Origin of the sequence: Micromonospora sp. LOL_021 (genome assembly GCF_048060215.1) — a bacterium.
Taxonomy (GTDB): Bacteria; Actinomycetota; Actinomycetes; order Mycobacteriales; family Micromonosporaceae; genus Micromonospora_E.
In genome coordinates this window covers 51,033-75,331 of record NZ_JBHMIN010000015.1, presented here as the reverse complement: position 1 = coordinate 75,331, position 24,299 = coordinate 51,033, and the positions used below count along the sequence as shown (strand labels likewise).

Annotated in this window: 27 protein-coding genes; 14 read left to right on the top strand and 13 right to left on the bottom strand. The window is 70.7% G+C overall.

All coding sequences use genetic code 11. The features are described 5' to 3' along the window. Positions 1-138 precede the first annotated feature (138 nt). A complete protein-coding gene (locus ACFHWT_RS12790) occupies positions 139-297 on the top strand; it encodes a hypothetical protein (protein WP_416594816.1) in 159 nt (52 codons plus the stop codon). On the opposite strand, the gene ACFHWT_RS12785 is transcribed toward ACFHWT_RS12790, so the two are convergent. Together ACFHWT_RS12785 and ACFHWT_RS12780 are read right to left on the bottom strand one after the other, a co-directional pair. Then, positions 294-1,298, bottom strand: a complete 1,005-nt coding sequence (locus tag ACFHWT_RS12785; RefSeq protein ID WP_416594815.1) for an RNA-guided endonuclease InsQ/TnpB family protein — start codon at positions 1,296-1,298, stop codon at positions 294-296. The two genes, ACFHWT_RS12790 and ACFHWT_RS12785, sit on opposite strands and share 4 nt — an antisense overlap. Beyond that, a complete protein-coding gene (locus tag ACFHWT_RS12780; protein ID WP_416594814.1) occupies positions 1,183-1,524 on the bottom strand; it encodes a helix-turn-helix domain-containing protein in 342 nt (113 codons plus the stop codon). The genes ACFHWT_RS12785 and ACFHWT_RS12780 overlap by 116 nt, the downstream gene beginning before the upstream one ends. A gap of 25 nt (positions 1,525-1,549) precedes the next feature. Here ACFHWT_RS12780 and tnpA point away from each other — a divergent pair, with 25 nt between their 5' ends. The 3 genes from tnpA to ACFHWT_RS12765 all read left to right on the top strand — a co-directional run bounded on the left by tnpA (position 1,550) and on the right by ACFHWT_RS12765 (position 4,060). Beyond that, a complete protein-coding gene (gene tnpA / locus ACFHWT_RS12775; RefSeq protein ID WP_416594813.1) occupies positions 1,550-1,966 on the top strand; it encodes an IS200/IS605 family transposase in 417 nt (138 codons plus the stop codon). A 214-nt stretch (positions 1,967-2,180) separates the two neighbouring features. Further along, positions 2,181-2,468: a CopG family transcriptional regulator gene (locus ACFHWT_RS12770; RefSeq protein ID WP_289211355.1), complete on the top strand. Its 288-nt coding sequence runs from the start codon at positions 2,181-2,183 to the stop codon at positions 2,466-2,468. 155 nt (positions 2,469-2,623) lie between these two features. Further along, positions 2,624-4,060: a gamma-aminobutyraldehyde dehydrogenase gene (locus ACFHWT_RS12765; protein ID WP_416594812.1), complete on the top strand. Its 1,437-nt coding sequence runs from the start codon at positions 2,624-2,626 to the stop codon at positions 4,058-4,060. Here the strand turns inward: ACFHWT_RS12765 and ACFHWT_RS12760 are convergent. Genes ACFHWT_RS12760 through ACFHWT_RS12745 form a run of 4 tightly spaced genes read right to left on the bottom strand, consistent with a single transcriptional unit; the run spans position 4,038 to position 8,216 of the window. Further along, positions 4,038-4,877, bottom strand: coding sequence for an ABC transporter permease (locus tag ACFHWT_RS12760; protein ID WP_416594810.1), 840 nt, complete (start codon positions 4,875-4,877; stop codon positions 4,038-4,040). The two genes, ACFHWT_RS12765 and ACFHWT_RS12760, sit on opposite strands and share 23 nt — an antisense overlap. Beyond that, entirely contained in the window at positions 4,877-5,791 is a 915-nt protein-coding gene (locus ACFHWT_RS12755; protein WP_416594809.1) for an ABC transporter permease, read from the bottom strand. The genes ACFHWT_RS12760 and ACFHWT_RS12755 overlap by 1 nt, the downstream gene beginning before the upstream one ends. Beyond that, entirely contained in the window at positions 5,788-6,966 is a 1,179-nt protein-coding gene (locus ACFHWT_RS12750; RefSeq protein WP_416594808.1) for an ABC transporter ATP-binding protein, read from the bottom strand. The genes ACFHWT_RS12755 and ACFHWT_RS12750 overlap by 4 nt, the downstream gene beginning before the upstream one ends. Positions 6,967-6,977: 11 nt before the next feature. Continuing rightward, entirely contained in the window at positions 6,978-8,216 is a 1,239-nt protein-coding gene (locus ACFHWT_RS12745) for an ABC transporter substrate-binding protein (RefSeq protein WP_416594807.1), read from the bottom strand. Between the two features lie 258 nt (positions 8,217-8,474). Here ACFHWT_RS12745 and ACFHWT_RS12740 point away from each other — a divergent pair, with 258 nt between their 5' ends. The 7 genes from ACFHWT_RS12740 (at position 8,475) to ACFHWT_RS12710 (ending at position 14,246) form a co-directional block, all read left to right on the top strand. Continuing rightward, positions 8,475-8,957 (top strand): Lrp/AsnC family transcriptional regulator, encoded by a 483-nt coding sequence (locus ACFHWT_RS12740; protein ID WP_416594806.1) that lies wholly within the window; start codon positions 8,475-8,477, stop codon positions 8,955-8,957. 142 nt (positions 8,958-9,099) lie between these two features. Continuing rightward, positions 9,100-9,354 (top strand): hypothetical protein, encoded by a 255-nt coding sequence (locus ACFHWT_RS12735; protein ID WP_416594805.1) that lies wholly within the window; start codon positions 9,100-9,102, stop codon positions 9,352-9,354. A gap of 132 nt (positions 9,355-9,486) precedes the next feature. After that, the gene (locus ACFHWT_RS12730) at positions 9,487-10,398 is read left to right on the top strand and encodes an SPFH domain-containing protein (protein WP_416594804.1); all 912 of its coding nucleotides are present in this window, start codon (positions 9,487-9,489) and stop codon (positions 10,396-10,398) included. A gap of 103 nt (positions 10,399-10,501) precedes the next feature. Then, complete coding sequence (locus ACFHWT_RS12725) at positions 10,502-10,753, top strand: hypothetical protein (RefSeq protein WP_416594803.1); 252 nt, start codon at positions 10,502-10,504, stop codon at positions 10,751-10,753. A 243-nt stretch (positions 10,754-10,996) separates the two neighbouring features. Next, the gene (locus tag ACFHWT_RS12720) at positions 10,997-11,227 is read left to right on the top strand and encodes a hypothetical protein (RefSeq protein ID WP_416594802.1); all 231 of its coding nucleotides are present in this window, start codon (positions 10,997-10,999) and stop codon (positions 11,225-11,227) included. A 253-nt stretch (positions 11,228-11,480) separates the two neighbouring features. After that, complete coding sequence (locus tag ACFHWT_RS12715) at positions 11,481-12,827, top strand: aspartate aminotransferase family protein (protein WP_416594862.1); 1,347 nt, start codon at positions 11,481-11,483, stop codon at positions 12,825-12,827. Positions 12,828-12,857: 30 nt separating this feature from the next. Further along, entirely contained in the window at positions 12,858-14,246 is a 1,389-nt protein-coding gene (locus ACFHWT_RS12710) for an NAD(P)/FAD-dependent oxidoreductase (protein ID WP_416594801.1), read from the top strand. Positions 14,247-14,290: 44 nt separating this feature from the next. On the opposite strand, the gene ACFHWT_RS12705 is transcribed toward ACFHWT_RS12710, so the two are convergent. Further along, a complete protein-coding gene (locus tag ACFHWT_RS12705) occupies positions 14,291-14,662 on the bottom strand; it encodes a DUF3499 domain-containing protein (protein ID WP_278173927.1) in 372 nt (123 codons plus the stop codon). 219 nt (positions 14,663-14,881) lie between these two features. On the opposite strand from ACFHWT_RS12705, the gene ACFHWT_RS12700 reads away from it, so the two are divergent. Next, positions 14,882-15,247, top strand: coding sequence for a metallopeptidase family protein (locus tag ACFHWT_RS12700; protein ID WP_233606708.1), 366 nt, complete (start codon positions 14,882-14,884; stop codon positions 15,245-15,247). A 32-nt stretch (positions 15,248-15,279) separates the two neighbouring features. Here ACFHWT_RS12700 and ACFHWT_RS12695 read toward each other — a convergent pair whose 3' ends face one another. The 6 genes from ACFHWT_RS12695 to ACFHWT_RS12670 all read right to left on the bottom strand — a co-directional run bounded on the left by ACFHWT_RS12695 (position 15,280) and on the right by ACFHWT_RS12670 (position 21,986). Continuing rightward, a complete protein-coding gene (locus ACFHWT_RS12695) occupies positions 15,280-15,537 on the bottom strand; it encodes a WhiB family transcriptional regulator (protein WP_123605977.1) in 258 nt (85 codons plus the stop codon). A gap of 503 nt (positions 15,538-16,040) precedes the next feature. Further along, positions 16,041-16,406 carry a phospholipase gene (locus ACFHWT_RS12690; protein WP_416594800.1) on the bottom strand — a complete coding sequence of 122 codons (366 nt, stop codon included), beginning with the start codon at positions 16,404-16,406 and terminating at the stop codon, positions 16,041-16,043. Between the two features lie 58 nt (positions 16,407-16,464). Further along, positions 16,465-17,853, bottom strand: a complete 1,389-nt coding sequence (locus ACFHWT_RS12685; protein WP_416594799.1) for a DUF4331 domain-containing protein — start codon at positions 17,851-17,853, stop codon at positions 16,465-16,467. 80 nt (positions 17,854-17,933) lie between these two features. Further along, positions 17,934-18,218: a hypothetical protein gene (locus ACFHWT_RS12680; protein WP_278173923.1), complete on the bottom strand. Its 285-nt coding sequence runs from the start codon at positions 18,216-18,218 to the stop codon at positions 17,934-17,936. A 238-nt stretch (positions 18,219-18,456) separates the two neighbouring features. Then, positions 18,457-20,982 carry a bifunctional FO biosynthesis protein CofGH gene (locus ACFHWT_RS12675; RefSeq protein WP_416594861.1) on the bottom strand — a complete coding sequence of 842 codons (2,526 nt, stop codon included), beginning with the start codon at positions 20,980-20,982 and terminating at the stop codon, positions 18,457-18,459. A 107-nt stretch (positions 20,983-21,089) separates the two neighbouring features. After that, entirely contained in the window at positions 21,090-21,986 is an 897-nt protein-coding gene (locus tag ACFHWT_RS12670) for a hypothetical protein (protein ID WP_416594798.1), read from the bottom strand. Between the two features lie 79 nt (positions 21,987-22,065). Between ACFHWT_RS12670 and ACFHWT_RS12665 the strand changes: the two genes are divergently transcribed. Continuing rightward, positions 22,066-23,121 carry a 2-phospho-L-lactate transferase CofD family protein gene (locus ACFHWT_RS12665; RefSeq protein WP_416594797.1) on the top strand — a complete coding sequence of 352 codons (1,056 nt, stop codon included), beginning with the start codon at positions 22,066-22,068 and terminating at the stop codon, positions 23,119-23,121. After that, positions 23,118-24,299: a coenzyme F420-0:L-glutamate ligase gene (locus tag ACFHWT_RS12660; RefSeq protein WP_416594796.1), complete on the top strand. Its 1,182-nt coding sequence runs from the start codon at positions 23,118-23,120 to the stop codon at positions 24,297-24,299. Before ACFHWT_RS12665 ends, ACFHWT_RS12660 begins: the two co-directional genes overlap by 4 nt.

The window sequence follows — 24,299 nt, the reverse complement described above, 5'->3', positions numbered from 1 at the left end:
GGTCATCCACCAGATTTCACCCAGCATCCGCACGGCCGTAACCCGTTCCGCCCGCCAGGCCCTTACGCGCCGACGTCACTCAGAGCTGCGACAGCGGTGCTGCCGGTGCATGCGTTTTACGCGTTGTACGCTGGTGCCGTGATTGCGCGAGAGTACGGGTGGACTGAGGCCGGCAAGATCAGCGCGGCACGGCACGGCGTCTCCGAACAGGAGACGGTCGAAGCGCTCCACTCGCCGCAGCGGATCGAGAACCACATCGGGACACTCCTGCTGGCGTTGACATCCTCGCAGCCCTAAACGGCGGCGATTCCAGCCACGCTGCGCGTGACACGCACAGTGTTCTGGTGGGTTACCGTTTCACCGCGCGGTGCCGGGACAAGTCTCGGTCCTACCCGCGCTCCACGGTCGTTGAAGTCCGCCTGCCCGGCGGCCTTGATGTTGATCGCCGCGTTGACGTCCCGGTCGTGGTGACCGCCACACGGACACACCCACGACCGCACGTTCAGCGCCATCTTCTCGTTGATCCGGCCGCAGTCCGAGCACATCCGGGTGGACGGGAGCCACCGGTCCACCCGGCCGAAGGTACGCCCGTACCGCGCCGCCTTGTACTCCAGCATGCCGACGAACGACGACCATCCCGCGTCGTGCACCGACTTCGCCAGCCGGGTCCGGCCGAGACCGACGACACACAGGTCCTCGACGTACACCGCTTGATTCTCACGGATGATCGTCGTGGACAGCTTGTGCTGCCAGTCCCGCCGGGTGTCGGCCACCCGGGCGTGCACCCTGGCGACCTTCACGACAGCCTTCCCACGGCGGTTGCTGCCCCGCTGTTTGCGCGACAGGGCCTGTTGCAGCCGTTTCAGTTTGCGGGCCGCGCGGCGCAGGAACCTGGGTGCGGCGACCTTCGTGCCGTCCGACATGACCGCGAAGTGCGTCAGCCCCAGATCGATCCCCACCTCGGCGTCGGTCGGCGGCGACGGCTCGTCCGTGGCCCGCACGACGAACGAGGCGAAATACCGTCCGGCGGCGTCCCGGATGACCGTCACGGACGACGGGTCCGACGGCAGTATTCGGGACCAGCGCACCGCCAGGTCGCCGATCTTCGGCAGCCGCAGACGACCGTTGTCCAGGACCGTGAACCGGGAATTACGGGTGAAGCGGATGGCCTGCCGGTTGTCCTTACGGGACCGGAACCTCGGCGGGGCCACCATGCGGCCCTTGCGTCTGCCCGTGATCGAGGCGAAGAAGGTGCGGTACGCGGTGTTCAGGTCCGCGAGGGCCTGCTGCAACACCACCGCCGGACACCTCGCCCAGCCACGCCCGCTCCGGAGTCGTCTTGGCCCGCGTGATGACCCGCTTCGACAGTTCGGCGTCCGAGATGTACGGCAGGCCCTGCTCGTGGGCGGTCTGCCGGAGGCGCAGCCCGTCGTTGAACACCACCCGGGCGCATCCGAACGCCCGGGCCAGCGCGATCTGCTGGCCGGGTGTCGGGTAGACCCGGAACTGGTACCGGAGCTGCACGAACCACACGATATCATGTTGGCCTATGGCAGAACTCGAGGGTATCCGTACCGGCAGGCACTGCGTTTTCGCGATGCATGTTCACTTGGTCTTCGTGACGAAGTTCCGGCACACGGTGTTCACCGACCGGCACCTGACCCGCATGGAACAGATCATGCGGGACGTATGCACGGACTTCGAGGCCGAACTGGTCGAGTTCAACGGCGAGGACAACCATGTCCACCTGCTGGTCGACCACCCACCCAAAGTCGCCGTTTCCCGCCTGGTCAACTCACTCAAGGGCGTCTCGTCGCGCCGCCCGCGGCAGGAGTTCCCCGACCTCGCACGCCACTTCTACCGGGCCAACAAGCTCTGGTCGGGCTCGTACTTCGCCGGCTCCGTCGGCGGCGCGCCACTGAGCATCGTGACGCAGTACATCGAGCAGCAGAACCGGCCAGGTTAGAGCACTGCTCGGGCCCTGGCGGCCTCCCAGCGCGGGCCTTCACCCCCGGCCTGAAGGCCGGAGCACCGGCCCGCATTCCGGTAGCTGGCCTGGCTGACACAGCACGCGTGATCATGGTGCTGTGTGAGCGGGTGGGGAAGGTCAACAGCTACGCGACCCTGGCGGCTCGGCCCGCGACGCCGGAGGAGGTCAAGCAGTGGATGGAGGGGACACGATGAGTGCGAGCCGTGATCCGCGGACGATGAGCCGCGAGGAGCTGGTGGCGTATTTCGACCAGGGTGGCGACATCTCGGAGCTGCTACGCGACGCCTCCAGAGGCCCCGATCTTGGCCCTGCGCCGTCACCGGAGAGCGTACCCATGATCGTTACCGGAGTCCGCCTCTCCGCGACGGCCGTGCGGCGGCTGGACGAACTCGCCGGCAACGACAAGGGAGGCCGGTCGGGGCTCATTCGTCAGGCGATCGACGAGTTCCTCGCCCGACACGCCGACGAAGCGGCGTGAGACACGCTGACGAGGCGGCACGGTCCAACAACGCGCGCACGGAAACAGTTGCCGTACCTCTTGTCTGCTGCGATTTCGGTCGCGAAGATGGCTCCTAGCTGGCGGATACCTCATCCTGCCTGATCCAGGCCGAGCCGACGTGCAGGAGCCGAACCATGACCGACAAGCAGACGGTGCGCAACTTCGTCGACGGCGCCTACGTCGACCCGGTCGACGGCGGCTACCAGGACCTGGTCGACCCGTGCACCGGTGAGGTGTTCGCCCAATCACCAACGTCCAGCCCCGCCGACGTCGACCGGGCCATGTCGGCCGCCGCCACCGCCTTCGAAAGCTGGCGGGACACCACCCCGGCGCAGCGGCAGCTGGCCCTGCTCAAGCTGGCCGACGCGGTCGAGGCCCGCGCCGCCGACCTGGTCGACGCCGAGGTCCGCAACACCGGCAAGCCACGCCAGCTGACCGCCGACGAGGAGCTGCCGCCCAGCGTCGACCAGCTCCGGTTCTTCGCCGGGGCGGCCCGGGTGCTGGAGGGCAAATCGGCCGGCGAGTACCTGGCCGGGCACACCTCCTACGTACGCCGGGAGCCGATCGGGGTCTGCGCGCAGGTGACGCCCTGGAACTATCCGCTGATGATGGCGGTCTGGAAGATCGCCCCGGCGCTGGCCGCCGGCAACACGGTGGTGCTCAAACCGTCCGACACCACCCCGCTGTCCACCCTGCTGCTGGCCGAGATCGCCGCCGAGTTCCTGCCGCCGGGCGTGTTCAACGTGGTCTGCGGCGACCGGGACACCGGCCGGGCGCTGGTCGCCCACCCGACGCCGGAGTTCGTGTCGATCACCGGCTCCACCCGGGCCGGCATGGAGGTGGCGGCCGCCGCCGCGCCCGACCTCAAGCGCACCCACCTGGAACTGGGCGGCAAGGCCCCGGTGGTGGTCTTCGACGACGCCGACGTGGCGGCGGCTGCCGAGGCGATCGCCGGTGCCGGCTACTTCAACGCCGGGCAGGACTGCACGGCGGCGACCCGGGTGCTGGCCGGGCCGGGCGTGCACGACGACTTCGTCGCCGCCCTGGCCGAGCAGGCCCGGTCGACGAAGACCGGGCTACCGGACGAGCCGGACGTGGCGTACGGGCCGTTGAACAACGCCGACCAGCTGGGCCGGGTCACCGGCTTCGTCGACCGGCTACCGGACCACGCGCAGCTGCACACCGGCGGCGTACGGGTCGGCGACCGGGGCTTCTTCTACGCCCCGACGGTGGTCGCCGGGGTACGCCAGCCCGACGAGATCATCCAGGACGAGGTGTTCGGGCCGGTGATCACCGTGCAGCGGTTCACCGACGAGGACGAGGCGGTCCGGTGGGCCAACGGCGTCCGGTACGGCCTGTCCGCCTCGGTGTGGACCCGCGACCACGGCCGGGCGATGCGGATGACCCGCCGGCTCGACTTCGGCTGCGTCTGGGTCAACACCCACATCCCGATCGTGGCGGAGATGCCGCACGGCGGCTTCAAGCACTCCGGCCATGGCAAGGACCTGTCCATGTACGGGCTGGAGGACTACACCCGGCTCAAGCACGTCATGCACGCGATCGAGGACTGACCTGGCCCCGCCGCCGCCCGAGGGCACCGCCGAGCACCACCAGCAGCAGCGCGACCGCGAACATCGCCGTACCGACCACGTTGACCTGCGGCGGGATGCCACGCTGGGCGGCACCCCAGACGTACATCGGGAAGGTCACCGTGGTTCCGGAGTTGAAGTTCGTGACGATGAAGTCGTCGAACGACAGCGAGAAGGCCAGCAGCGCGGCGGCCACGATGCCGGGCAGCACCAGCGGCAGGGTGACCAGACGGAACGTCTTCCATTCGGCGGCGTACAGGTCCATCGCCGCCTCCTCCAGCCGGGTGTCCATGCCGGCCAGCCGCGCCTTCACGGTGACCACCACGAAGCTCAGGCAGAACATCACGTGGGCGGTCACCACGGTCCAGAAGCCGAGCGGCACCGCCCCGGCCACGAACAGGGTCAGCAGCGACGAGCCCATCACCAGCTCCGGCGTGGCCATCGGCAGGAAGATCAGCAGGTTGACCGCGGACCGCCCCCGGAACCGGTGCCGGACCAGCGCGAACGCCATCAGGGTGCCGAGGATCGTGGCCCCGGCGGTGGCCAGGAACCCGATCTGTACGCTGCGCAGCACCGCGTCGCACATGTCGCTGGTCGCACACGGCTGCCGCCAGTTGTCCCACGTGAACTCGTTGAAGTCGTAGGACAGCCGGCTGGACGGCCGGTTGAACGACAACCCGGCGACCACCGCCACCGGCAGCAGCAGGTAGCCGAGCACCAGCAGACCCACGCCGAACACCCAGCGGTCGACCAGCCACCGGGCCAGCCGCGCACCGGTCCCCGTCGCGCTCGGGTCCATCACAGCACCTCCTCGGTGCCGGCGCGCCGGACGTAGACCGACACGATGATCAGGATCGCCGCCATCAGCAGGAACGACAGCGCCGCCGCCTGCGGATAGTCCAGCCGCACCAGGAACGCCGAGTCGATCACGTTGCCGATCATGTACTCGTTGGGGGTGCCGAGCAGCCGGGCGTTGATGTAGTCACCGGAGGCCGGGATGAAGGTCAGCAGGGTGCCGGCGACCAGGCCGGGTGCCGACAACGGCAGGGTCACCCGCCAGAAGGCCCGCGCCGGGCTCGCGTACAGGTCGCTGGCCGCCTCCAGCAGCCGGGGATCGAGCCGGTCCAGGCTCGCGTACAGCGGCAGCACCATGAACGGCAGAAAGTTGTACGTCAGCCCGAGCACCACCGCGACCGGGGTGAACAGCAGGCGGCCGTCCGGCGCGAGCAGGTGCAGATCCCGCAGTACGCCGACCAGCCAGCCGTTCTCCGACAGGATCGTCTTCCAGGCCAGGGTGCGGACCAGGAAACTGGTGAACATCGGGGCGACGACGCAGATCAGCATCAGGTTCTTCCACCGGCCGGCCCGCCGGGCGATCGCGTACGCCAGCGGGTAGCCGAGCAGCACCGCGATCACGGTGGCGATGCCGGCGAAGAGGAAGCCGCGCCCGAACTGCGTCCAGTACGCCGACAGCGCGTCCGGATAGTTGCCGAACGACCAGGTCATCGCGTACCCGGTGGCCAGCGAACCGGTCGGGTCGTACAGGCTGGTCGCGGCGAGCTGCACCGCCGGCACCGCGAAGAACAGGGTCAGCCACGCCCCGCCCGGCAACAGCAGCAGGTACGGCAGCAGCCGGCTGCGCCGCCGGGCAGCCGGCACCAGGGCGGGGGGCTTGCCCCCCGCTCCCCCGCCGACGTGGGCCAGGATGCTCATGACGCGGGTACGGCGTCGTCGAGCAGCGGGGCGGTCTGGTCGCCGGCGCCCTGCTCGCGGGCCAGCAGGAAGGCGTGCGCCGGCTGCCAGTAGGCGGCCACCTCGGCACCGACCGGCAGCAGAGCTCCGTCCCCGCTGTTCGGGCTGAACACGCTCAGCTCGGTGCCCCAGCCGGTGCGCACCTGGTACTGGGTGCTGACCCCGAGGTACGCCAGCTCGGTGACCACGCCGGTGACCGACTGCGCCCCGGCCGGTACGGCCTCGGCGTCCCGGGTCAGGGCGAGCTTTTCCGGGCGTACCCCCAGATGGACCGGACCGTCGACGGACCGGGACCGGGCCGCGGGCACGGTGAACCGCGAGCCGTACGCGGTGACCAGCACGTCGTCGCCGGACCGGCCGGTGGCCTCGCCGGCAAGCAGGTTCGACTGGCCGAGGAAGTTCGCCACGAACGCGGTCGCCGGGAACTCGTACATCTGCGCGGGCGGGCCGAGCTGCTCGATCCGGCCGGCGTTCATCACCGCGACCGTGTCGGCCATCGTCATGGCCTCCTCCTGGTCGTGGGTGACGTGTACGAAGGTGATGCCGACCTCGGTCTGGATGCGTTTCAGCTCGGCCTGCATCTGCCGGCGCAGTTTCAGGTCGAGCGCGCCGAGCGGTTCGTCGAGCAGCAGCACCTGCGGGTGGTTGATCAACGCGCGGGCCAGGGCGACCCGCTGCTGCTGCCCGCCGGAGAGCTGCTGCGGTCGGCGCGGGCCGAAGCCGTCCAGCTGCACCAGCTCCAGCATCTGCTCGGCCTGCGGGCGCACGTCGCGGATGCCGCGCCGCCGCAGTCCGAACGCGACGTTGTCGGCCACACTGAGGTGCGGGAAGAGTGCGTAGCTCTGGAAGACGGTGTTCACCGGCCGGCGGTACGGCCGCAGCCGGGTGATGTCCCGCCCGCCGAGCAGCAGCCGGCCGCTGGTGGGCTGCTCCAGCCCGGCGACCATCCGCAGGGTGGTGGTCTTGCCACAGCCGGAGGCGCCGAGCAGGGCGAAGAACGCCCCCTGCTGGATGGTCAGGTCGAGTCCGTCCACTGCGGTGAACGGGCCGAACCGCTTGGTCAGGTCGACCAGTCGCAGGTCCCCGGCGGTCGGGTCGGCGGGACGTGGGTCGCCGCCGGTCGGGTCGGTCGCCATCGGTGCCTGCCTCAGACCCCGATGACCTGCTGGAACTTCTGCTCGTACGTGCGTTCCTGCTCCTCGGTCAACGCCATGAACACGGCCGACCGGGCGAGCAGCGCCTCGTCGGGGAAGATCAGCGGGTTGGCGGCCAGCTCCGGGTCGATGGCGGTCATCGCCTCCTGGGCACCGGCGACCGGGCAGATGAAGTTGACGTATGCGGCGACCTCGGCGGCGACCGCCGGGTCGTAGTAGTGGTCCATCAGCTTCTCAGCGTTGGTCTTGTGGGCGGCCTGGTTGGGCACCTGCATGTTGTCGGAGAACAGGATCAGCCCGGATTCCGGTGCCTGGAAGACGATGTTGGGGTCTTCGGCGGCCAGCTGGATCACGTCGCCGGACCAGCCGATGCAGGCGGCGACGTCGCCCCGGGCCAGGTCGGCGGCGTAGTCGTTGCCGGTGAACCGGCGGATCTGCCCGTCGGCGACCGCCCGGCGCAGCTTCTCCAGAGCGTCGTCGAACTGCGCGTCGGTGAAGTCGGCCGGGTCGTGCCCGCTCGACTGCAGCAGCAGCCCCATGGTGTCGCGCATCTCGGTCAACGCGGTCACCCGGCCCTTGAGGTCGGCTCGGGTGAGCAGGTCGTCGATGGTGCGGACCTCACCGGTGACGCTGCCGTTGTAGGCGATCCCGGTCAGACCCGACTGCCACGGTACGGCGTAGGAGTCGTCCGGATCGAACGGCCGGGCCTTGAGCGACGGCAGCAGGTTGGCGGTGACGTTGGGCAGGTTGGCCTTGTCGAGCTGTTGCACCCAGCCGAGTCGGATCATCCGGGCGGCCAGCCAGTCGGTGAGCACCATGATGTCCCGCCCGGTGGGCTGGCAGGCGGACAGCTGGTTCTGCACCTTGCCGAAGAACTCGTTGTTGTCGTTGATGTCCTCGGTGTACGTGACCGTGATGCCGGAGGTCTGCTGGAACGCCTCCAGGGTGGGTCGGCGGCTCTCGTCGTCGGCGTCGACATCGATGTACTGCGGCCAGTTCGAAAAGTTGATTACCTGTTCGCTGTCGGACAGGTCCTCGCTGACGCAGCTCTCCTCGGTCTGCTGGGCGGCCGGGGTGCCGCAGGCGGCGAACGCGCCGCCGGCGAGCAGCAGCCCGCCGGAGGTGGCGGCGCCACGGACCAGGGTGCGCCGGGTGAGGGTACGGCGCATGCCAAACGCCGAGAGCAGGGCGGCGGCCGGCACGGACGGTGGGGGGCGGAGGCGACTGCGCATGGACGGCTCCTGAGGGGTACGGGCCGGCGGGGCCGGGAAAGGTGCGGGCCAGCGGGGCCGACCCGGAGGAAAGGCGTAGCTTGTGAATCGATCAGACGCCGATCCTGGCATGCAGATGCGCACTTCACAAGGGATTCCGTTGCGTCGCTCGCCATTGACCACGAAATACGCCAGACTCGGACTCTTAACGCCGAGCCGCTCGGCGACGTATCAGCGGTGCGGCACAATGCGCCGATTCTGACAGACGAGGAGACCCGGATGGGGACACGACAGCAGGGTGGCGGCGGCTCCGGTCACGTCGTCCTCGACGACGTGGCGAAACAAATCATCGAACAGTTGCAGGAGGACGGGCGGCGCCCGTACGCGACGATCGGCAAGGCGGTCGGGCTGTCCGAGGCGGCGGTCCGCCAGCGGGTGCAGCGGCTGCTCGACGCCGGGGTGATGCAGATCGTCGCGGTCACCGATCCGCTGCAGCTCGGCTTCCCCCGCCAGGCGATGATCGGGCTGCGTACCGCCGGGGATCTGGAGACGGTCGCCGACCGGCTCGCGGAGCTGGACGAGGTCGACTACGTGGTGATCACCGCCGGGTCGTTCGACCTGCTCACTGAGGTGGTCTGCCGCAACGACGACCACCTGCTGGAGATCCTGCAGCGGCTGCGTTCGGTCGAGGGGGTCGTCTCCACCGAGGCGTTCGTCTATTTGAAGCTGCGCAAGCAGACCTACACCTGGGGTACGGCCTGACCTGCGTCAGCAGCGCCCCACCGGCGGGACCACGGGTGGGCGCCGGTGCGGCATATGTCGATTGTTCACCGGGGTCCACAGAGGTCACCACTCGGTGCTACTTTAGAGCAACCCATGGTGACCAAACGGAGAGGCATCAGCCGTGCGCAATTATCTTCGCAGCGCCCTGGCGGCGACGCTACTGGCCGTGGCAACCACCATCGCACTCACGGCCACCCCAGCGCAGAGCGCCCCGCCCGACTATCACACGGTCATCTACTACTACTACTCGGACAGCAGCCACGCCACCGAGGTCGGTATCGGTTACCACTTCAGGTGCCCAGATGGCAACTACAAGTATCTGACGGGCGAACGTACTGCGTACTTCACCTCGATCACGGTCCCGTACTGCTTCTAGCCCGACCAGGACGGCGCGGTGCGGCCGCAAGCCGACCGCACTGGCAGCTGACACCTACGGTACGGCCGGACCAGTCGGATTGATTCGCTTCCCTACCCTGACGGCACACGTCGAGGGAAGTGGGGCAAACGGATGCGTCGTCAGCTACGGGTGATCGCGGGTGTCGGTGCGCTGCTGGTGTTGACCGTGACCGGCTGCACCACGGTGAGCACCGAGTCGGACCAGGTGGCGCTGCACTACGACGCGGGCGCCTTCTCCAGCACCACCTACCAGGCCTGCGTCACCCAGAACAACCGCACCTGGGACGGGCCGGGCGAGCGGTACTACGTGTACCCGGCCGGCCAGCGGACGTTCGACTTCACCGGCAACGAGGGCTCCGAGTCGACGCCGTTCGTGGTGGTCTCCAAGGACAACCAGGAACTGACCGTCTCCGGCGGGCTCACCTTCCACCTGGACACCTCGTGTGCCGACGAGGGTGGGATGCTGCGGGAGTTCCACGAGGAGATCGGGCTGAAGTTCCAGCCGGTGATGGACGGCGACGGCCGGACCACCAAACACTGGTTGGACCTGCTGCGGTTCTACATCGGGCAGCCGCTGCACAAGGCGATGACCACCGAGGCGCAGAAGTACGACTGGCTGGCGCTGTACAACGACCCGGCCACCCGGGCCGCGTTCGAGACGGCGATCAACGAGGATCTGGGCGCGGCGGTGCAGGCCACCACCGGTGGGCGGGCGTACTTCCTGCAGTTCAATCTGACCCTGCAGAAGCCGACGCCGCGTCAGGACCTGGTCGACGGCCTGGCCGCGGTGCAGGTGGCGATCACCGAGCGGCGGGCGATCACCGAGCAGAACGCCACGGTCGAGGAGAAGCTCAAGCAGATCCGCCAGCTTGTCGAGGTGCTCGGCCCGGAGGGTTACATCCTGTACGAGGTGTTCCAGCGCTGCCTGACCGACGAGACCGCCAAGGGTTGCCCGACGTTCCTGCCCATCCCGGCCGGCGGCAGCGTCGACCTCAACGCCGGCCGCCCGGCGACCACCGACTGACCGCTCGCGGGTGTTTGTCGGATCTTCACCGCGCCCCACGCCTCACCCACGGACTGCTACGGTGCTACTACCGAATGTCGACCATCCAGAAGGGAACCGGACGATGCTGACCTTGATCCGCAACACCTTCGCCGCGGCTCTCCTCGTGGTGGCCACCACCCTGGTAGCCGCCAGCGCTCCGGCACAGGCCATTCCACTCGAGTACCACCTGATGGTCACCATCTACTACTCGGACAGCAGTCGCACCACCCAGGTCGGCACCCGTTGGTACGGCCGCTGCCCCGACCGGGACTGGGACCACCTGTCCGGCGTGCGCACCCCGCACTCCACCAGCGGCATTCACCCGTGCCCGTAGGGCACGAGCAGGATCCTCCCCGGGCTGACCGGCGGCGACGACCTCGACGCCGGCCACCCGAGGGCCCCGGCTCAGCTCTGGCTGGCTCAGCCCCACCTTGCGGGAGAGGCTGAGCTAGCCGCCGCATACTTCCCCGGCCGGTACCTCCGGCATCCAGATTTTCCGCGAGTTGAAGCTGAGAGACCTTGAAGCGCTGGCGTAACGTGTCTGAGCTTCAACTCGCGGGTCGGCAAGGCTGAACCAGTGCCCTGCTTGAAGGGGCGTGGTTGGACAACCGACGCAGAGATCGGCGCGCATCGGCACATCGGCTTCGTGTACGTGTGCCGCGCCTCCGGTGGCGACCTGACCGCGCAGCTGGCGGAAGTCGCCAGCACCCGCTGGGTGCCGGTCGCCAACCTCGCCGGCCTGCCCACCCCGGCCGAACTGCCCGAACTGGTCGCGGCAGCCGCCCGGTGGGCCACGGCACACCGGTAGACGAACCAGCGGATTCCACGGAACCGCACCGAAGGGCGGGCCCAACCCAGGTCCGCCCTTCGTCGTACCCGCGCTTGTACCGGGCCCGCGGATACGGATTTCGTCGATTCGGGTAGCTTAGACTGCTCAAATCGTGGCCGAACTGCACTATTGATCTCGTGAAACTTGCAGGAAGCGGCGGATCTGTGCGATAACCGTAGCCAGGACGGCGCCTGCGCAGGCGCCGGTGCGACCGACGCGATGGGGCCACGACATGGGCAACCCGACCGACCACCTCTGGCTGCACTTCACCCGGATGTCCAGCTACCGGGACGCCCCGGTGCCGACCATCGTGCGCGGCGACGGCGCGTACGTCTGGGACAGCGAGGGACGCCGGCTGCTGGACGGGCTGGCCGGGCTGTTCGTGGTCAACGCCGGTCACGGCCGGTCCGAGCTGGCCGAGGCCGCCGCGAAGCAGGCCGGCCAACTGGCGTACTTCCCGATCTGGTCGTACGCCCACCCGACCGCGATCGAGCTGGCCGAGCGGATCGCCGCGCTCGCCCCCGGCGACCTCAACCGGGTCTTCTTCACCACCGGCGGCTCCGAGGCGGTGGAGTCGGCGTGGAAGCTGGCCCGCGCGTACTTCAAGCGGGTCGGCAAACCCACCAAGCACAAGGTGGTCAGCCGGGACATCGCCTACCACGGCACCACGATGGGGGCGCTGGCGATCACCGGGCTGCCTGGCATCAAGGCCGACTTCGAGCCGCTGGTGCCGGGCGGGATCAAGGTGCCGAACACCAACTTCTACCGGGCGCCGGAGCACGGCGACGACCCGGTGGCGTTCGGCCGGTGGGCGGCCGACGAGATCGGTCGGGCGATCGAACGCGAGGGCCCGGAAACGGTCGCCGCCGTCTTCCTGGAGCCGGTGCAGAACGCCGGCGGCTGTTTCCCGCCGCCGCCGGGTTACTTCGAACGGGTACGCGAGATCTGCGACGCGTACGACGTGCTGCTCGTCTCCGACGAGGTGATCTGCTCGTGGGGCCGGCTCGGCGAGTACTTCGGCGCCGAGCGGTACGGCTACCGCCCGGACATCGTCACCACTGCGAAGGCGCTGACCTCCGGCTATTCGCCGCTCGGCGCGATGATCGCGGCGGACCGGTTGATCGAGCCGTTCCTGCACGGCACCGAGTCGTTCGGTCACGGGATCACCTTCGGCGGACATCCGGTCTCCTGCGCGGTGGCGCTGGCCAACCTGGAGATCTTCGCCCGGGAGGAGCTGACCGGGCGCGTACGGGCCAACGAAAGCGCTTTCCGGGGCACTCTCGAGAAGCTGTACGACCTGCCGATCGTCGGTGACATCCGGGGCGACGGGTACTTCTACGGCATCGAACTGGTCAAGGACAAGGTCACCCGGGAGAGCTTCGACGATGCCGAGTCGGAGCGGCTGCTGCGCGGGTTCCTCTCCGGCGCGCTGTTCGCCGCCGGGCTGTACTGCCGGGCCGACGACCGAGGCGATCCGGTGATTCAGCTCGCCCCGCCGCTGATCGCCGGCCAGGCCGAGTTCGACGAGATCGAACAGATCCTGCGGGCCGTACTCACCGAGGCCTGGCAGCGCCTGTAGCGCCGGGCCGACAACAGGAGGGTCGTGGAGATGCGCGGTCACGGTGACTACCGAGACGTGTCGCACTGGATGGCCACCGTGGAAGACGAGTTGGCGGCCCGGCCCGCGCTGGACGGCGACGCGACCGCCGATGTGGCGATCGTCGGCGCCGGCTACACCGGGCTGTGGACGGCGTACTACCTGGCCCGCGCCGATCCGGCGCTGCGGATCGTGGTGCTGGAGCGGGAGATCGCCGGGTACGGAGCCTCCGGCCGCAACGGCGGCTGGTGCTCGGCGCTGCTGCCCAGCTCGTCGACGGCGCTGGCCCGCCGGCACGGCCGGGACGCGGCGGTCGCCATGCAGCAGGCCATGTACGCCACGGTCGACGAGGTCGGCCGGGTCGCCGCCGCCGAGGACATCGACTGCCACTGGAGCCACGGCGGCACGGTCACCCTGGCCCGTACCCCGGCGCAGCTGCGGCGGGCCGAGGCGGCGGTCGCCGAGGTCCACGCGTACGGCGGCACCGACGCCGACCTGGCCCTGCTCGACGCCGACGCGGCGACCGCCCGGTGTGCCGCCGACGGCGTGCTCGGTGGCACCTACACCCCGCACTGCGCGGCGATCCACCCCGCCCGGCTGGTCCGTGGCCTGGCCCGGGCCGTCGAACGACGCGGCGTGACGATCCACGAACGGACCCCGGTCACCGGGTACCGGCCCGGGGCGGCCCGGACACCGACCGGCACGGTCCGCGCCCCGGTGGTGGTACGGGCGACCGAGGGCTACACCCCGGCGCTGCCCGGTGCCCGCCGCGCGGTGGCTCCGGTCTACTCGCTGATGATCGCCACCGAGCCGCTGCCGGACGAGGTCTGGGCCCGGATCGGGCTGGCGCGGCGGGAGACGTTCAGCGACTTCCGGCATCTGATCATCTACGGGCAGCGGACCGCCGACGGCCGGCTGGCGTTCGGCGGGCGCGGCGCGCCGTACCACTTTCGGTCCCGGGTCCGGCCCGAGTACGACCGCGACCATCGGGTGTTCACCGCGCTGCGCCGCACGCTCGGCGAGCTGTTCCCGGTGCTCGGCGACGCGGTGCCGGTGGCCCGGACCTGGGGCGGCCCGCTCGGCGTCGCCCGCGACTGGGCGGCGTCGGTGGGGTTGGCCCGGGCCACCGGGCTGGCCTGGGCCGGCGGGTACGTCGGCGACGGGGTGGGCACCGCCAACCTGGCCGGCCGTACCCTCGCCGACCTGATCCTCGGCGTGGACAGCGAGTTGACCGCGCTGCCCTGGGTCGGGCACCGCTCGCCGCGCTGGGAGCCGGAGCCGCTGCGCTGGCTCGGCGTCAACGCGGGCCTGCGGCTGGTGGCCGCCGCCGACGCGGCCGAGGCGCGCGGCGACCGGCCGTCCCGGCTGACCGGGCTGCTGGCCCGGCTGACCGGGCACTGACCGGGTCGGCCGTACCGTAGGAGTGTGAGGCGGCAGGCCCAGGGTCAGGCCGGCGGGATCACCCGGAGGTGGCCACGGCGGCCGGTCGACGGGTTGATGTCGATGTCGACGGCATCCGGGTCGCCGGGGCGCGGTGGCGGGGCCGGTCGGGCCGCCTCCCGGACCGCCTCGGCGAGCGCCACCAGATCGTCGGTGGTCGGCGGGGGCGGGTCGAACTCACCCTCGTGCCGGACGACCTGCCAGCCACGGGGCGCGGTCAGGCTGCGGGCGTGCTGCTCGCAGAGGTCGTAGGTGTGCGGTTCGGCGAACGCGGCGAGCGGGCCGACCACCGCCGTCGACTCGTTGTAGACATAGGTCAACGTGGCGACGGCCTGGCGGGGGCAGCCGTTGCGGGAGCAGCGCCGTGGTGACCTCACGGCGGCACGTTATCTCTAATACCGGCTCGACTACCAGCTTGCCGACGCGACACGCCGGGACTCCTGATCCCCACGCCCGGAAAGGGCCGATCCGGACTACGCTGGGCAGGTGACCGGAGGATTCCAGTGACCATCCCCGTGCCCGGCAGCGCGCAGACGCCCCGCCGGGCGCGTCGGGACCGCCGGGACCGGCACGGGCGCGGGCTGCGCGGTCGGCTGGTGCCGGCGACGGTGCCGTTGGCCCGGACCAAGGCCGAGGTCTTCGACGAGCTGGTCCTGGACACGGTCGAGACGCTGGAGCGGCGCTTCGCGAAGGAGCTGGCCGGCGTCGAGTTCGCCGTCGAGGACGTCCCACCGGATCTGAACGTCTACGACTCCGACGTGCTGGAGGACGGCGAGGTGCCGCTGGCCCGGTTGCTGCCCGGCCGGCCGGGGCGTCAGGAGATGCCGCCACGGATCGTGCTCTACCGGCGTCCGCTGGAGTTCCGGGCGTTGAACCGGGAGGATCTCGCCGACCTGGTGCACGACGTGATCATCGAGCAGGTGGCGAACCTGCTCGGCGTCGACCCGGACGAGTTGGCCTGACTCGGCAACTCGTCCGGGCCGACAGCGGCAGGTCAGGCGACCCTGCGCTTGAGCTTGCGTCGTTCCCGCTCGGACAGTCCGCCCCAGATGCCGAACCGCTCGTCGTGACCGAGTGCGTACTCCAGGCACTCGGACTTCACCTCGCAACGAGAGCAGATCCGCTTTGCCTCGCGGGTGGATCCGCCCTTCTCCGGGAAGAACGCCTCCGGATCGGTCTGCGAGCACAGCGCCCGCTCCTGCCACTCCGGGGCGTTACCGAGCAGGTCCGCGACCTCCAGCCGACCATCCATACGCGTGCCTCCTTTCGCGCGCCGCCCCACCCGGCCGGCGCAACCCCCCACGCGGAAGGCGTGTCCATCTTGCCCGTTCGATCCGGTTTTGATGCAGCCCGTCCGAGCGACCCCGTTGAAATTACACGCGTGTAATGCGTGCGTCGTCAAGACGAACCTGGTAAATGGGCTTGCTGTCGCGCACCGGTCACCCGCCCTCCCCGTTGTCATCCGGCCCGCAACCTGCCCTATCGATTCAGACCCCCACCGGGTAACGCGGGACCGGCGAGTCGCACCACCCCGCCCGGCCCGACCGGCGGATCCCAGCGGCGACGACGCTGTCCGCAGACGACACCGAGCCGGTGCCGCTCACGCGGCACCGGCTCGGTGTCCGGTCGGTCGACCGGTCTACCTCACTTGCCCTACTACCCTCCCCAGGGGTCGATCACGCGTCTACGACCCAGAGGTCGATCTCGTCACACCGTCGTGTGGGAGTCCTGTCACCCTGCCTTGGGGCCGCCCTGTCACCCTGCCTTGGGGATCAGCCGCCCGGCGGTGGCGTGCTGCGGCCAGACGAACTCGGTCACCGCCCCGCCGGTGATCGTCACCTGACCGGCGGGCACCTCGTCGGAGCGCCACACGGTGTAGGAACCCGCCGGCAGATCGGTGTAGACGGCGCTGAAGAAAACTCCGTCACGTACCTGCCGCTCCCGGACCGCCGCGTGGGTGCGCGGGGCCGCGCCCGGCCGGTCCGCGTCGGCGGTCGGGCTGATCTCGATCTCCCGGCCGTGAAACTCCTGTCCGGTGTAGATGATCAGCGCACCCATGTCGCCGCCGATGTCGAGGACGACGCCGCCGGTCTCCGACGGGGCCAGACTGTGCTCGTGCATGCTCCCCACCTTCTCTGGATGATGCCGGGGGTCGGCCCGGACGGGACGTGCGGGCCGGTCAGGACGGGTTGTTGAACCCGTCGTACGGCACGCCGAGATACGGGAAATGCTTCAGGAACGGGGCGGTCACGTCGGCGGCGCTCAGCCCGTGGGTCACCGCGCCGGCCGCGTCGTCCGGAGTGAAGTTCTTGTCGATCAGCGGGAACGTCAACCCGGCGATGGCCCGCAGCGAGATGGTGACCACGTCGTCGGTCGTTCGGCGGCCGTTCGGGAAGCCGGCCAGGTCACCGCCGAGCAGACCGAACCGGCTCGGCCGCTTCGCCGGCGGGATCGCGGTGTTCAGCCGCAGCATGTCCGCCTGCAGATCACCGGTGTTGTTCTGGAAACCGTCGATCAGCCCGGCCGGGATCCCGGTCAGCAGGATCGCCACCAGATCGGCGCGGGGCTTGCCGGACTCGTTGAGCTCGGCCAGGTTGGGAAAGACGTCCGGGTAGAGCACCGGCAGCAACTGCGCCAGTTCGGGCTTCTCCACCAGACCGGCGAAGCGCTTGTCCTCCGACGGGGGCAGAGTGTTCCAAAGGTCCTTCTGCGCCATCGGCACGATGACCTCGTTGAACAACGGGTTGCCGAGCCGCGACACCTGCGCCACCGGGCCGACGGTGACGTCGGCGGCCTTGGCACTGCCCAGCACCCGCACCTGCTGACGCCCGGCCGAGGTCCACACCCCGATCACCGAGCGCTGGTCGTTGACGTCGTACCGGCCGCCGCCGCTGACCAGGTGGGTGATCGGGATCTGCAACGCGATGCTGGACACGTTGAGCCGGTCGGTGGCGTTGACCGGCTCGTCCGCCACGTTGAAGATGTCCTTGCCGACCACGTGCAGCTGCTGGAAGGGCCGCAGGTTGCCCAGGTCGAAGATGGCGCCCAGGTCGACGAAGAACCCCTCGGCCCGCTGCCCGGCGAAGACCCGTTCACCGCTCTTGAGCTGGAACGTGGCGTCGTTGGCCAGCCCCACGTAGTCGGGGGTGGACAGCGGACCGATGTTGCACGGTGGGCAGGGCACGTTGCGGGCCAGCAACTGCGCCTTGCCGTGCGCGTCCACCTTGGTGACACTGTAGAACTGGCGCCGGTTCCAGTTCTCGCTGTCCAGCGCGTCGATCGGTCCGGTGTTGTAGAGAAACGTGTTCTCGTTGGTGATCTCCGTGTGGAACCGGAACTGGTAGGTGATGTCCGGATGACCGTCACCGTTGTTGTCCACGTGGATCTCGTAGAGCACGTCATCACCGAACTCGAAGAAGTTCGGCCCGCCCGACGGCACCTGGAAAGGCAGATAGTTGGCGATGAGAGTCACCGTGTCCGGACGGTCCGGACTCACGAACGCGTAAAGGTCGGTGCTGTCGGCGACCGGGTCCTTGGATATCTCCGGCGCTTCACGGTGCGAAGACATGGCGAACCTACCTCACATAGCCTGAATGAATCGGTGATCGACGCGGTACGCGTCAGGTGAAACGTGCCCGTACGGCGTACTCAGCCCTGGCGGGCGGCGCGCTGCAACCGGGCGGCGAGACCTTTGTCGCGTACCTCGATCCGCGACGTGCCGACGAAGACGTCCAGCGTGCCGTTGGACGGATCCCGTAGATGGACGACGATCGCCTCGTCATTCGAGGCAGCTCCGGCGAGCCGGCTGTCCACGGCCGACGACAGGCCGCTGACGCTGACCGCGGCCGCGCCGACACCCGCGCTCGCCGCCACGGTCAGCACCTGGCGGCGGGAAATCTTGAACTTCGGTCGGTTTCGCTGGCGAGTTCTCATGGACAACCCTTCCGGTGGGTCAGGGGGTAACCCACTGTCGCGATGGGACCAGTGCCGGCGCGGCCCATCCGTCACCCGCAGTCGCCGGCACCTATCCATACGGCCGACGACGCCGGTGGGTTCGATCATCCGCGAATCGACTTTTGTCGGGCGTGCCACGCAGGGCGTCGGCCCCGGACCGGGGCCGGTCCGACCGCCGACGGGTACCGGGCCGGGCGCCCGCCTTCAGCGCCGGCCGTCAGCGCTGGTACGCGGTGGTACGCCGGACCGCCGAGCGACCGGCGGCGGCCGCGATCGACTGCAACTGTGCCTCGGTGCGCGCCGAGCCGTTGGCCGAACCGGCCATCCGGGAAATCGTCTCCTCCATCAGCGTCCCGCCGAGATCGTTGCACCCGCCGCGCAGCATCGCGACGGTGCCCTCGTCGCCGAGCTTCACCCAGGAACACTGGATGTTGTCGATCCGGCCGTGCAGCAGCAGCCGGGCCATGGCGTGCACTGCACGGTTCTCCCGCCAGGTCGGACCGGGCCGGGCCAGCCCGGCCAGATAGATCGGCGCATTGGTGTGCACAAATGGCAGCGCGACGAACTCGGTGAAGCCGCCGGTGCGGTCCTGCACCCCGGCCAGGACCCGGAAATGCGCCAACCACTGGCCGGGATGGTCCACGTGCCCGTACATCATCGTCGAGCTGGACCGCAGACCCAGCTCGTGGGCGGTGGTCACCACCTCGACCCAGGTGGCGGCCGGCAGTTTGCCCTTGGTCAGCACCCACCGCACGTCGTCGTCGAGGATCTCCGCCGCGGTCCCCGGGATGGTGTCCAGTCCCGCCTCGCGCAGCATCAGCAGCCAGTCCCGGACCGGCATCCCCGCCTTCGCGGCGGCGGTGACGATCTCCATCGGGGAGAAGGCGTGCACGTGCAGCTGCGGCACCCGTCGTTTTACCGCCCGGACCAGCTCGGCGTACGCGGTCACCGGCAGCTTGGGGTCGATGCCGCCCTGCATGCAGACCTCGGTGGCACCGGCCCGCCACGCCTCCTCCGCCCGGTCCGCCACCTGCTCGGCGGAGAGCCGGAACGCATCGGCGTCCCGTTCCCGCTGGGCGAACGCGCAGAACCGGCAGCCGACGTAGCAGACGTTGGAGAAGTTGATGTTGCGGTTGACCACATAGGTGACGTCGTCGCCGACGGCGTCCCGGCGTACCTCGTCGGCGATCCGGCAGAGCTGGTCCAGCGCAGCGCCGTCGGCGGTGAACAGGGCGAGCGCCGCGTCGGTGTGCCGTGGTTGCAGCAGCGCCGCCGGATCGTCGGCGGCCAGCCGCAGCCCGGCCCGCAGATTCGCGTCGCCGGCGCCGTCGCCGTGGGTGCCGGAACCGGTCGGTACGCTGATCCGGCCGGCGACCTCGGCCCAGTCGCCGTACACCCGGTCGAAGTCGCCCCGCCGGTCCCCGGTCCGCCCGGTGGTGTCGATCGTGGCGTGCAGGTCGGTCCGGCCGACCGGGGCGTACCCCTCCTCCGGCTCCTGCCAGGGGCGGCCGACCGGCATCGCCGACTCGTCCGCTAGACCGGTGCCCGGCTCGGCGAGCGCCGACACGTGCGCGGTCAGCCGGGGATCCAGCCACACCTCGCCGCGCCGCACGTACTCGGGATAGATGGTCAGCCGTTCCCGCAGGGTGAACCCGGCGGCGGCGGTACGCCGCGCCAGCTCGTCGATCTGTGGCCAGGGCCGCTCCGGGTTGACGTGGTCCGGGGTCACCGGCGACACCCCGCCCCAGTCGTCGATGCCGGCCCGCAGCAGCAGTGCGTACTCCCCCTCGACCAGGTTCGGCGGGGCCTGGATCCGGGCACCCGGCCCGAGCAGGACGCGGCCGACGGCCACCGTCGCGGCCAGGTCACGCAGTTCGGCGTCCGGCATCCCACGCATCGCCGTGTCCGGCTTGGCGCGGAAGTTCTGCAGGATCACCTCCTGGATGTGGCCGTACTCCCGGGCCGCCGACCGAATCGCGAACAGCGACTCGACCCGCTCCCGGGGAGTTTCGCCGATGCCGATCAGCAGGCCGGTGGTGTACGGCACGCCGACCCGGCCGGCGTCGGCGATCGCCCGCAGCCGCACCGCCGGTTCCTTGTCCGGCGAACCGTGGTGCGGGCCGCCCGGCTCGGACCACAGCCGGGTCGCGGTGGTCTCCAGCATCATCCCCATGCTGGGCGCCACCGGCTTGAGCCGTTGCAGCTCGGCCCAGCTCAGCACCCCCGGGTTGAGGTGCGGCAGCAGGCCGGTCTCCTCCAGTACGGCGATCGCGCAGGCCCGCAGATAGTCGACGGTCGAGTCGTAACCCCGCTCGTCCAGCCACTGGCGGGCTGCCGGCCAGCGGTCCTCGGGGCGGTCGCCGAGGGTGAACAACGCCTCCTTGCAGCCCTGCGCGGCACCGGCCCGGGCGATCGCCAGCACCTCGTCGCGGTCCAGGTACGCAGCGGGCAGCCGGCCCGGCACGGTGGCGAAGGTGCAGTAGTGGCAGCGGTCCCGGCAGAGCCGGGTCAACGGCACGAAGACCTTCCGCGAGTACGTGATCACACCTGGCCGGCCGGCGTCGCGCAGCCCCGCGTCGCGCAGCGACCCGGCGAGGTCGAGCAGTTCGTCGAACTCGCCACCGGTGGCGGCCAGCAGCGCGACCGCCTCGTCCAGGTCTAGGCTGCGGCCGGTCGCGGCACGACGCAGCGCCCGCCGGACACTGGCGGTGGTGGGCTGTTCCGCCGGAGCGGGCCCGGTCACCCGGGCGACGACGGATTCGGTGTGCTCGGCCACCAGTGCAGACTAGGCCCTCGGGCCTGCGCCGGCCGGTGGCGCTCGCCACAGCGACCACCGGCGGCCGGCGCTGATCAGGAGATCCGTTGGGTCGTCCCAGCCGAGCCCGGCTCCTCCGGTCCGGGCCCGTCCCCAGCCGGCCCCGGCTTGTTCCCAGCCGGTCCGGCCTCGTTCCCAGCCGGCCCGCGCGGGGTGGGCGGTCCGGATGACGGCGCCGCCGGCGGAGGTGGCGCGTACATCGGATGCGGGCCGCCCTGCGGCGGCGGTGGCGGGTACGCCGGTCCGGGCTGACCGGGCTGGTGGTACGGGCCCGGCTGACCGTACTGACCCGGCTGGCCGTAGCCGGGTGGCGGTGGGCCGTACGGGCCCGGCTGACCGTACTGCCCGGTCGGGGCGTACTGACCCGGCGGACCGTACTGGCCCTGAGGGCCGTAGCCCGGCGGTGGCCCGTAGCCACCCGGTGCCGGCGGCCTCGGTCGTGCCACCTGGTAGCGCCCCTGCCAGATCCGCCACAGCGCGTACCCGGCGACACCGAGCACCGCCAGCCAGGCGGCCCGGCTCAACAACGCCTGAAATCCGCCGCGGATGGTGTCGTCGACCAGCACGACAAAGCCGACCAGCAGCCCGAAGAGACCGCCGAACACCGCGGCGACCGCGTACTCGACGAGGGCGACCAGGGTCATCAGCCGGGCCCGGCCCAGCTCCGGGGTGAGGTGCGTGGCGAGCAGCACCGCCAGCAACGGGAAGCCGATCGTGGCCAGGTTGACGAAGTTGCCGAAACTGTCCGCCGAGCGGCGGGCGAACCCTGGCCCGACGCCGAGCCGGTACGGGACAAGCAGGTCCAGCAACGAGGTGAACAGGAACACCGCGGTGGCACCGAGCAGGACGGCGGCGGCGAGCTCCCGCAGCGGCATGGTGAGATCTCTGGCTGGCGGCCGTTCGCCGGGCCCAGCCTCTGGTTGGGTGGTCACGCATTCTCCCGGTGCTCGCAGGTGGCGGCGGTCGATGCCGGTGAGCGTAGTGCTCCGCCGATGGACGAGGATGGACGGTATGCGGATCGTGGTACTGACCGGCGGGATCGGCGGCGCGAAGTTCCTGGTCGGCGCGCGGGAGTACGCCCGACGCACCGGAGCCGAGCTGACCGCCGTGGTCAACGTCGGTGACGACGTCATCCTGCACGGGTTGCGGATCAGCCCGGACCTGGACAGCGTGATGTACACACTCGGCGGTGGCGCGGATCCGGAGCGTGGCTGGGGCCGGGTCGGTGAGACCTGGGCGGTGAAGAACGAGTTGGCCGCGTACCAGGCGGAACCCACCTGGTTCGGGCTCGGTGACCGGGACGTCGCCACCCATCTGGTCCGTACCACCATGCTCAACGCCGGCTACCCGCTGTCGGCGGTCACCGAGGCGCTCTGCGCCCGCTGGCAGCCGGGGCTGCGGCTGCTGCCGGCCACCGACGACCGGCTGGAGACCCACGTCGTCGTCTCCGACCCGGGCCCGGGCCCGGGCCCGGGGCAGGGGCAGGGGCAGGGGCAGGGGCAGGGGTCGGGGCAGGGACAGGAGCAGGGGCCCGATGCCGGCGGCGAGCGGGCCATCCACTTCCAGGAATGGTGGGTACGCCATCGGGGCGCGCTGCCCACCCACCGGTTCGTCTTCGTCGGCGCGGCACAGGCCAAGCCGGCGGCCGGCGTACTGGACGCACTGGCCGCCGCCGACGTCGTGCTGATCGCGCCGAGCAACCCGGTGGTGAGCATCGCGCCGGTGCTCGCCGTACCCGGGATCCGTGAGGCGCTCGCCGGCAACCCGGCCCCGGTGGTCGGGGTGTCGCCGATCATCGGCGACGCACCGGTACGCGGCATGGCCGACCGGTGCCTCGCGGTGCTGGGTGAACCGTGCACGGCGGCGGGGGTGGCTGCCCTCTACGGGGCCCGTCGCGCCGGTGGGCTGCTGGACGGCTGGCTGGTCGACCCGGTGGACGAGGTTACCCGGGTGGACGGGATCGAGGTGCGGGCCGTACCGCTGTGGATGTCCGACGCGGCGGCGACGGCCGCGATGGTCGGCGCCGCGATCGAACTGGCCGGTCGGCCCACCGGGGTGGCCGGATGAGGCTGGAGATCCTGCCGGTCACCGGGATCGGCGAGGTGGTTCCCGGTGACGACCTGGCGGCGCTCATCGGGGACGCCGCGCCGTGGCTGCGCGACGGCGACGTCCTCGTGGTGACCAGCAAAATTGTTTCCAAGGCCGAGGGCCGGTTGGTCGATCTGCCGGCCGACGAGGCGGACCGCGGTCGGGTCCGCGACGAGGTGCTGGCCGCCGAGACCGCCGAGGTGGTGGCGCGGCGTGGGGCGACCCGGATCGTCCGGACCCGGCACGGGTTCGTGATGGCGGCCGCCGGGATCGACAACTCGAACGTCGCGCCCACCCGGCTGGTGCTGCTACCGGTCGATCCGGACCGGTCGGCCCGGCAGCTGCGGGCCGGATTGCACGCCCGGCTGGGGCTCGATCTGGCGGTCGTCGTGTCGGACACCATGGGACGGCCGTGGCGCAACGGCCTGACCGACGTCGCGCTCGGGGCAGCCGGCATCGACCCGGTGCGCGACTACCGCGGCCAGACCGACCGGTACGGCAACGAGCTGCGGCTGACCCAGATGGCGGTGGTCGACGAGATGGCCGCCGCCGGTGACCTGGTGAAGGGCAAGTCGGAGCAGGTGCCGGTGGCGGTGGTCCGCGGCTACCCGTGGCGGGCGGAACCGCTGGCGGGGCCGGCCGGTCCCGACGGGCCGGGCGTGCGCCCACTGATCCGCGAACCAGGCCAGGACTTGTTCACCCTGGGTACGGCGGAGGCCTGGCGCGCCGGGCTGCTCGCGGCGGCGACCCTGCCGCCCGGCGGGCCGGTAGCGGCGCCAGCCGGGCCGGCGGGTGCGCCAGCCGCCGGAGTCGACGACCGCTGTCCGGTCGACGGCGAGACCGTGGCCCGGGCGGTCCGGCTGGTGTCCGAGGTGGTGGCACCCGGCACCCGCTTCGAGCTGACCGACGCCGGCGGCCTGCCGGCCGACACGGCAGAGCTGACCGACGCCGGCGGTCAGCCGGCCGACGCGGCGTACTCGGCGTTGCTGCGCTGCCGGCCGCCCGGCGATACGCCGCCGGACCTGGTGCGCTTCGGCGCCGACCTGCACCGGCTACGGGCGGCGCTGGCGGCCGAGGGCGTCGCCAGCGCCGAGCTAGGTACCGTTGCCGGCCCCGACGGCACCGTCGTCGCACTCGGGCTCGTCGCGCCGCCGTGA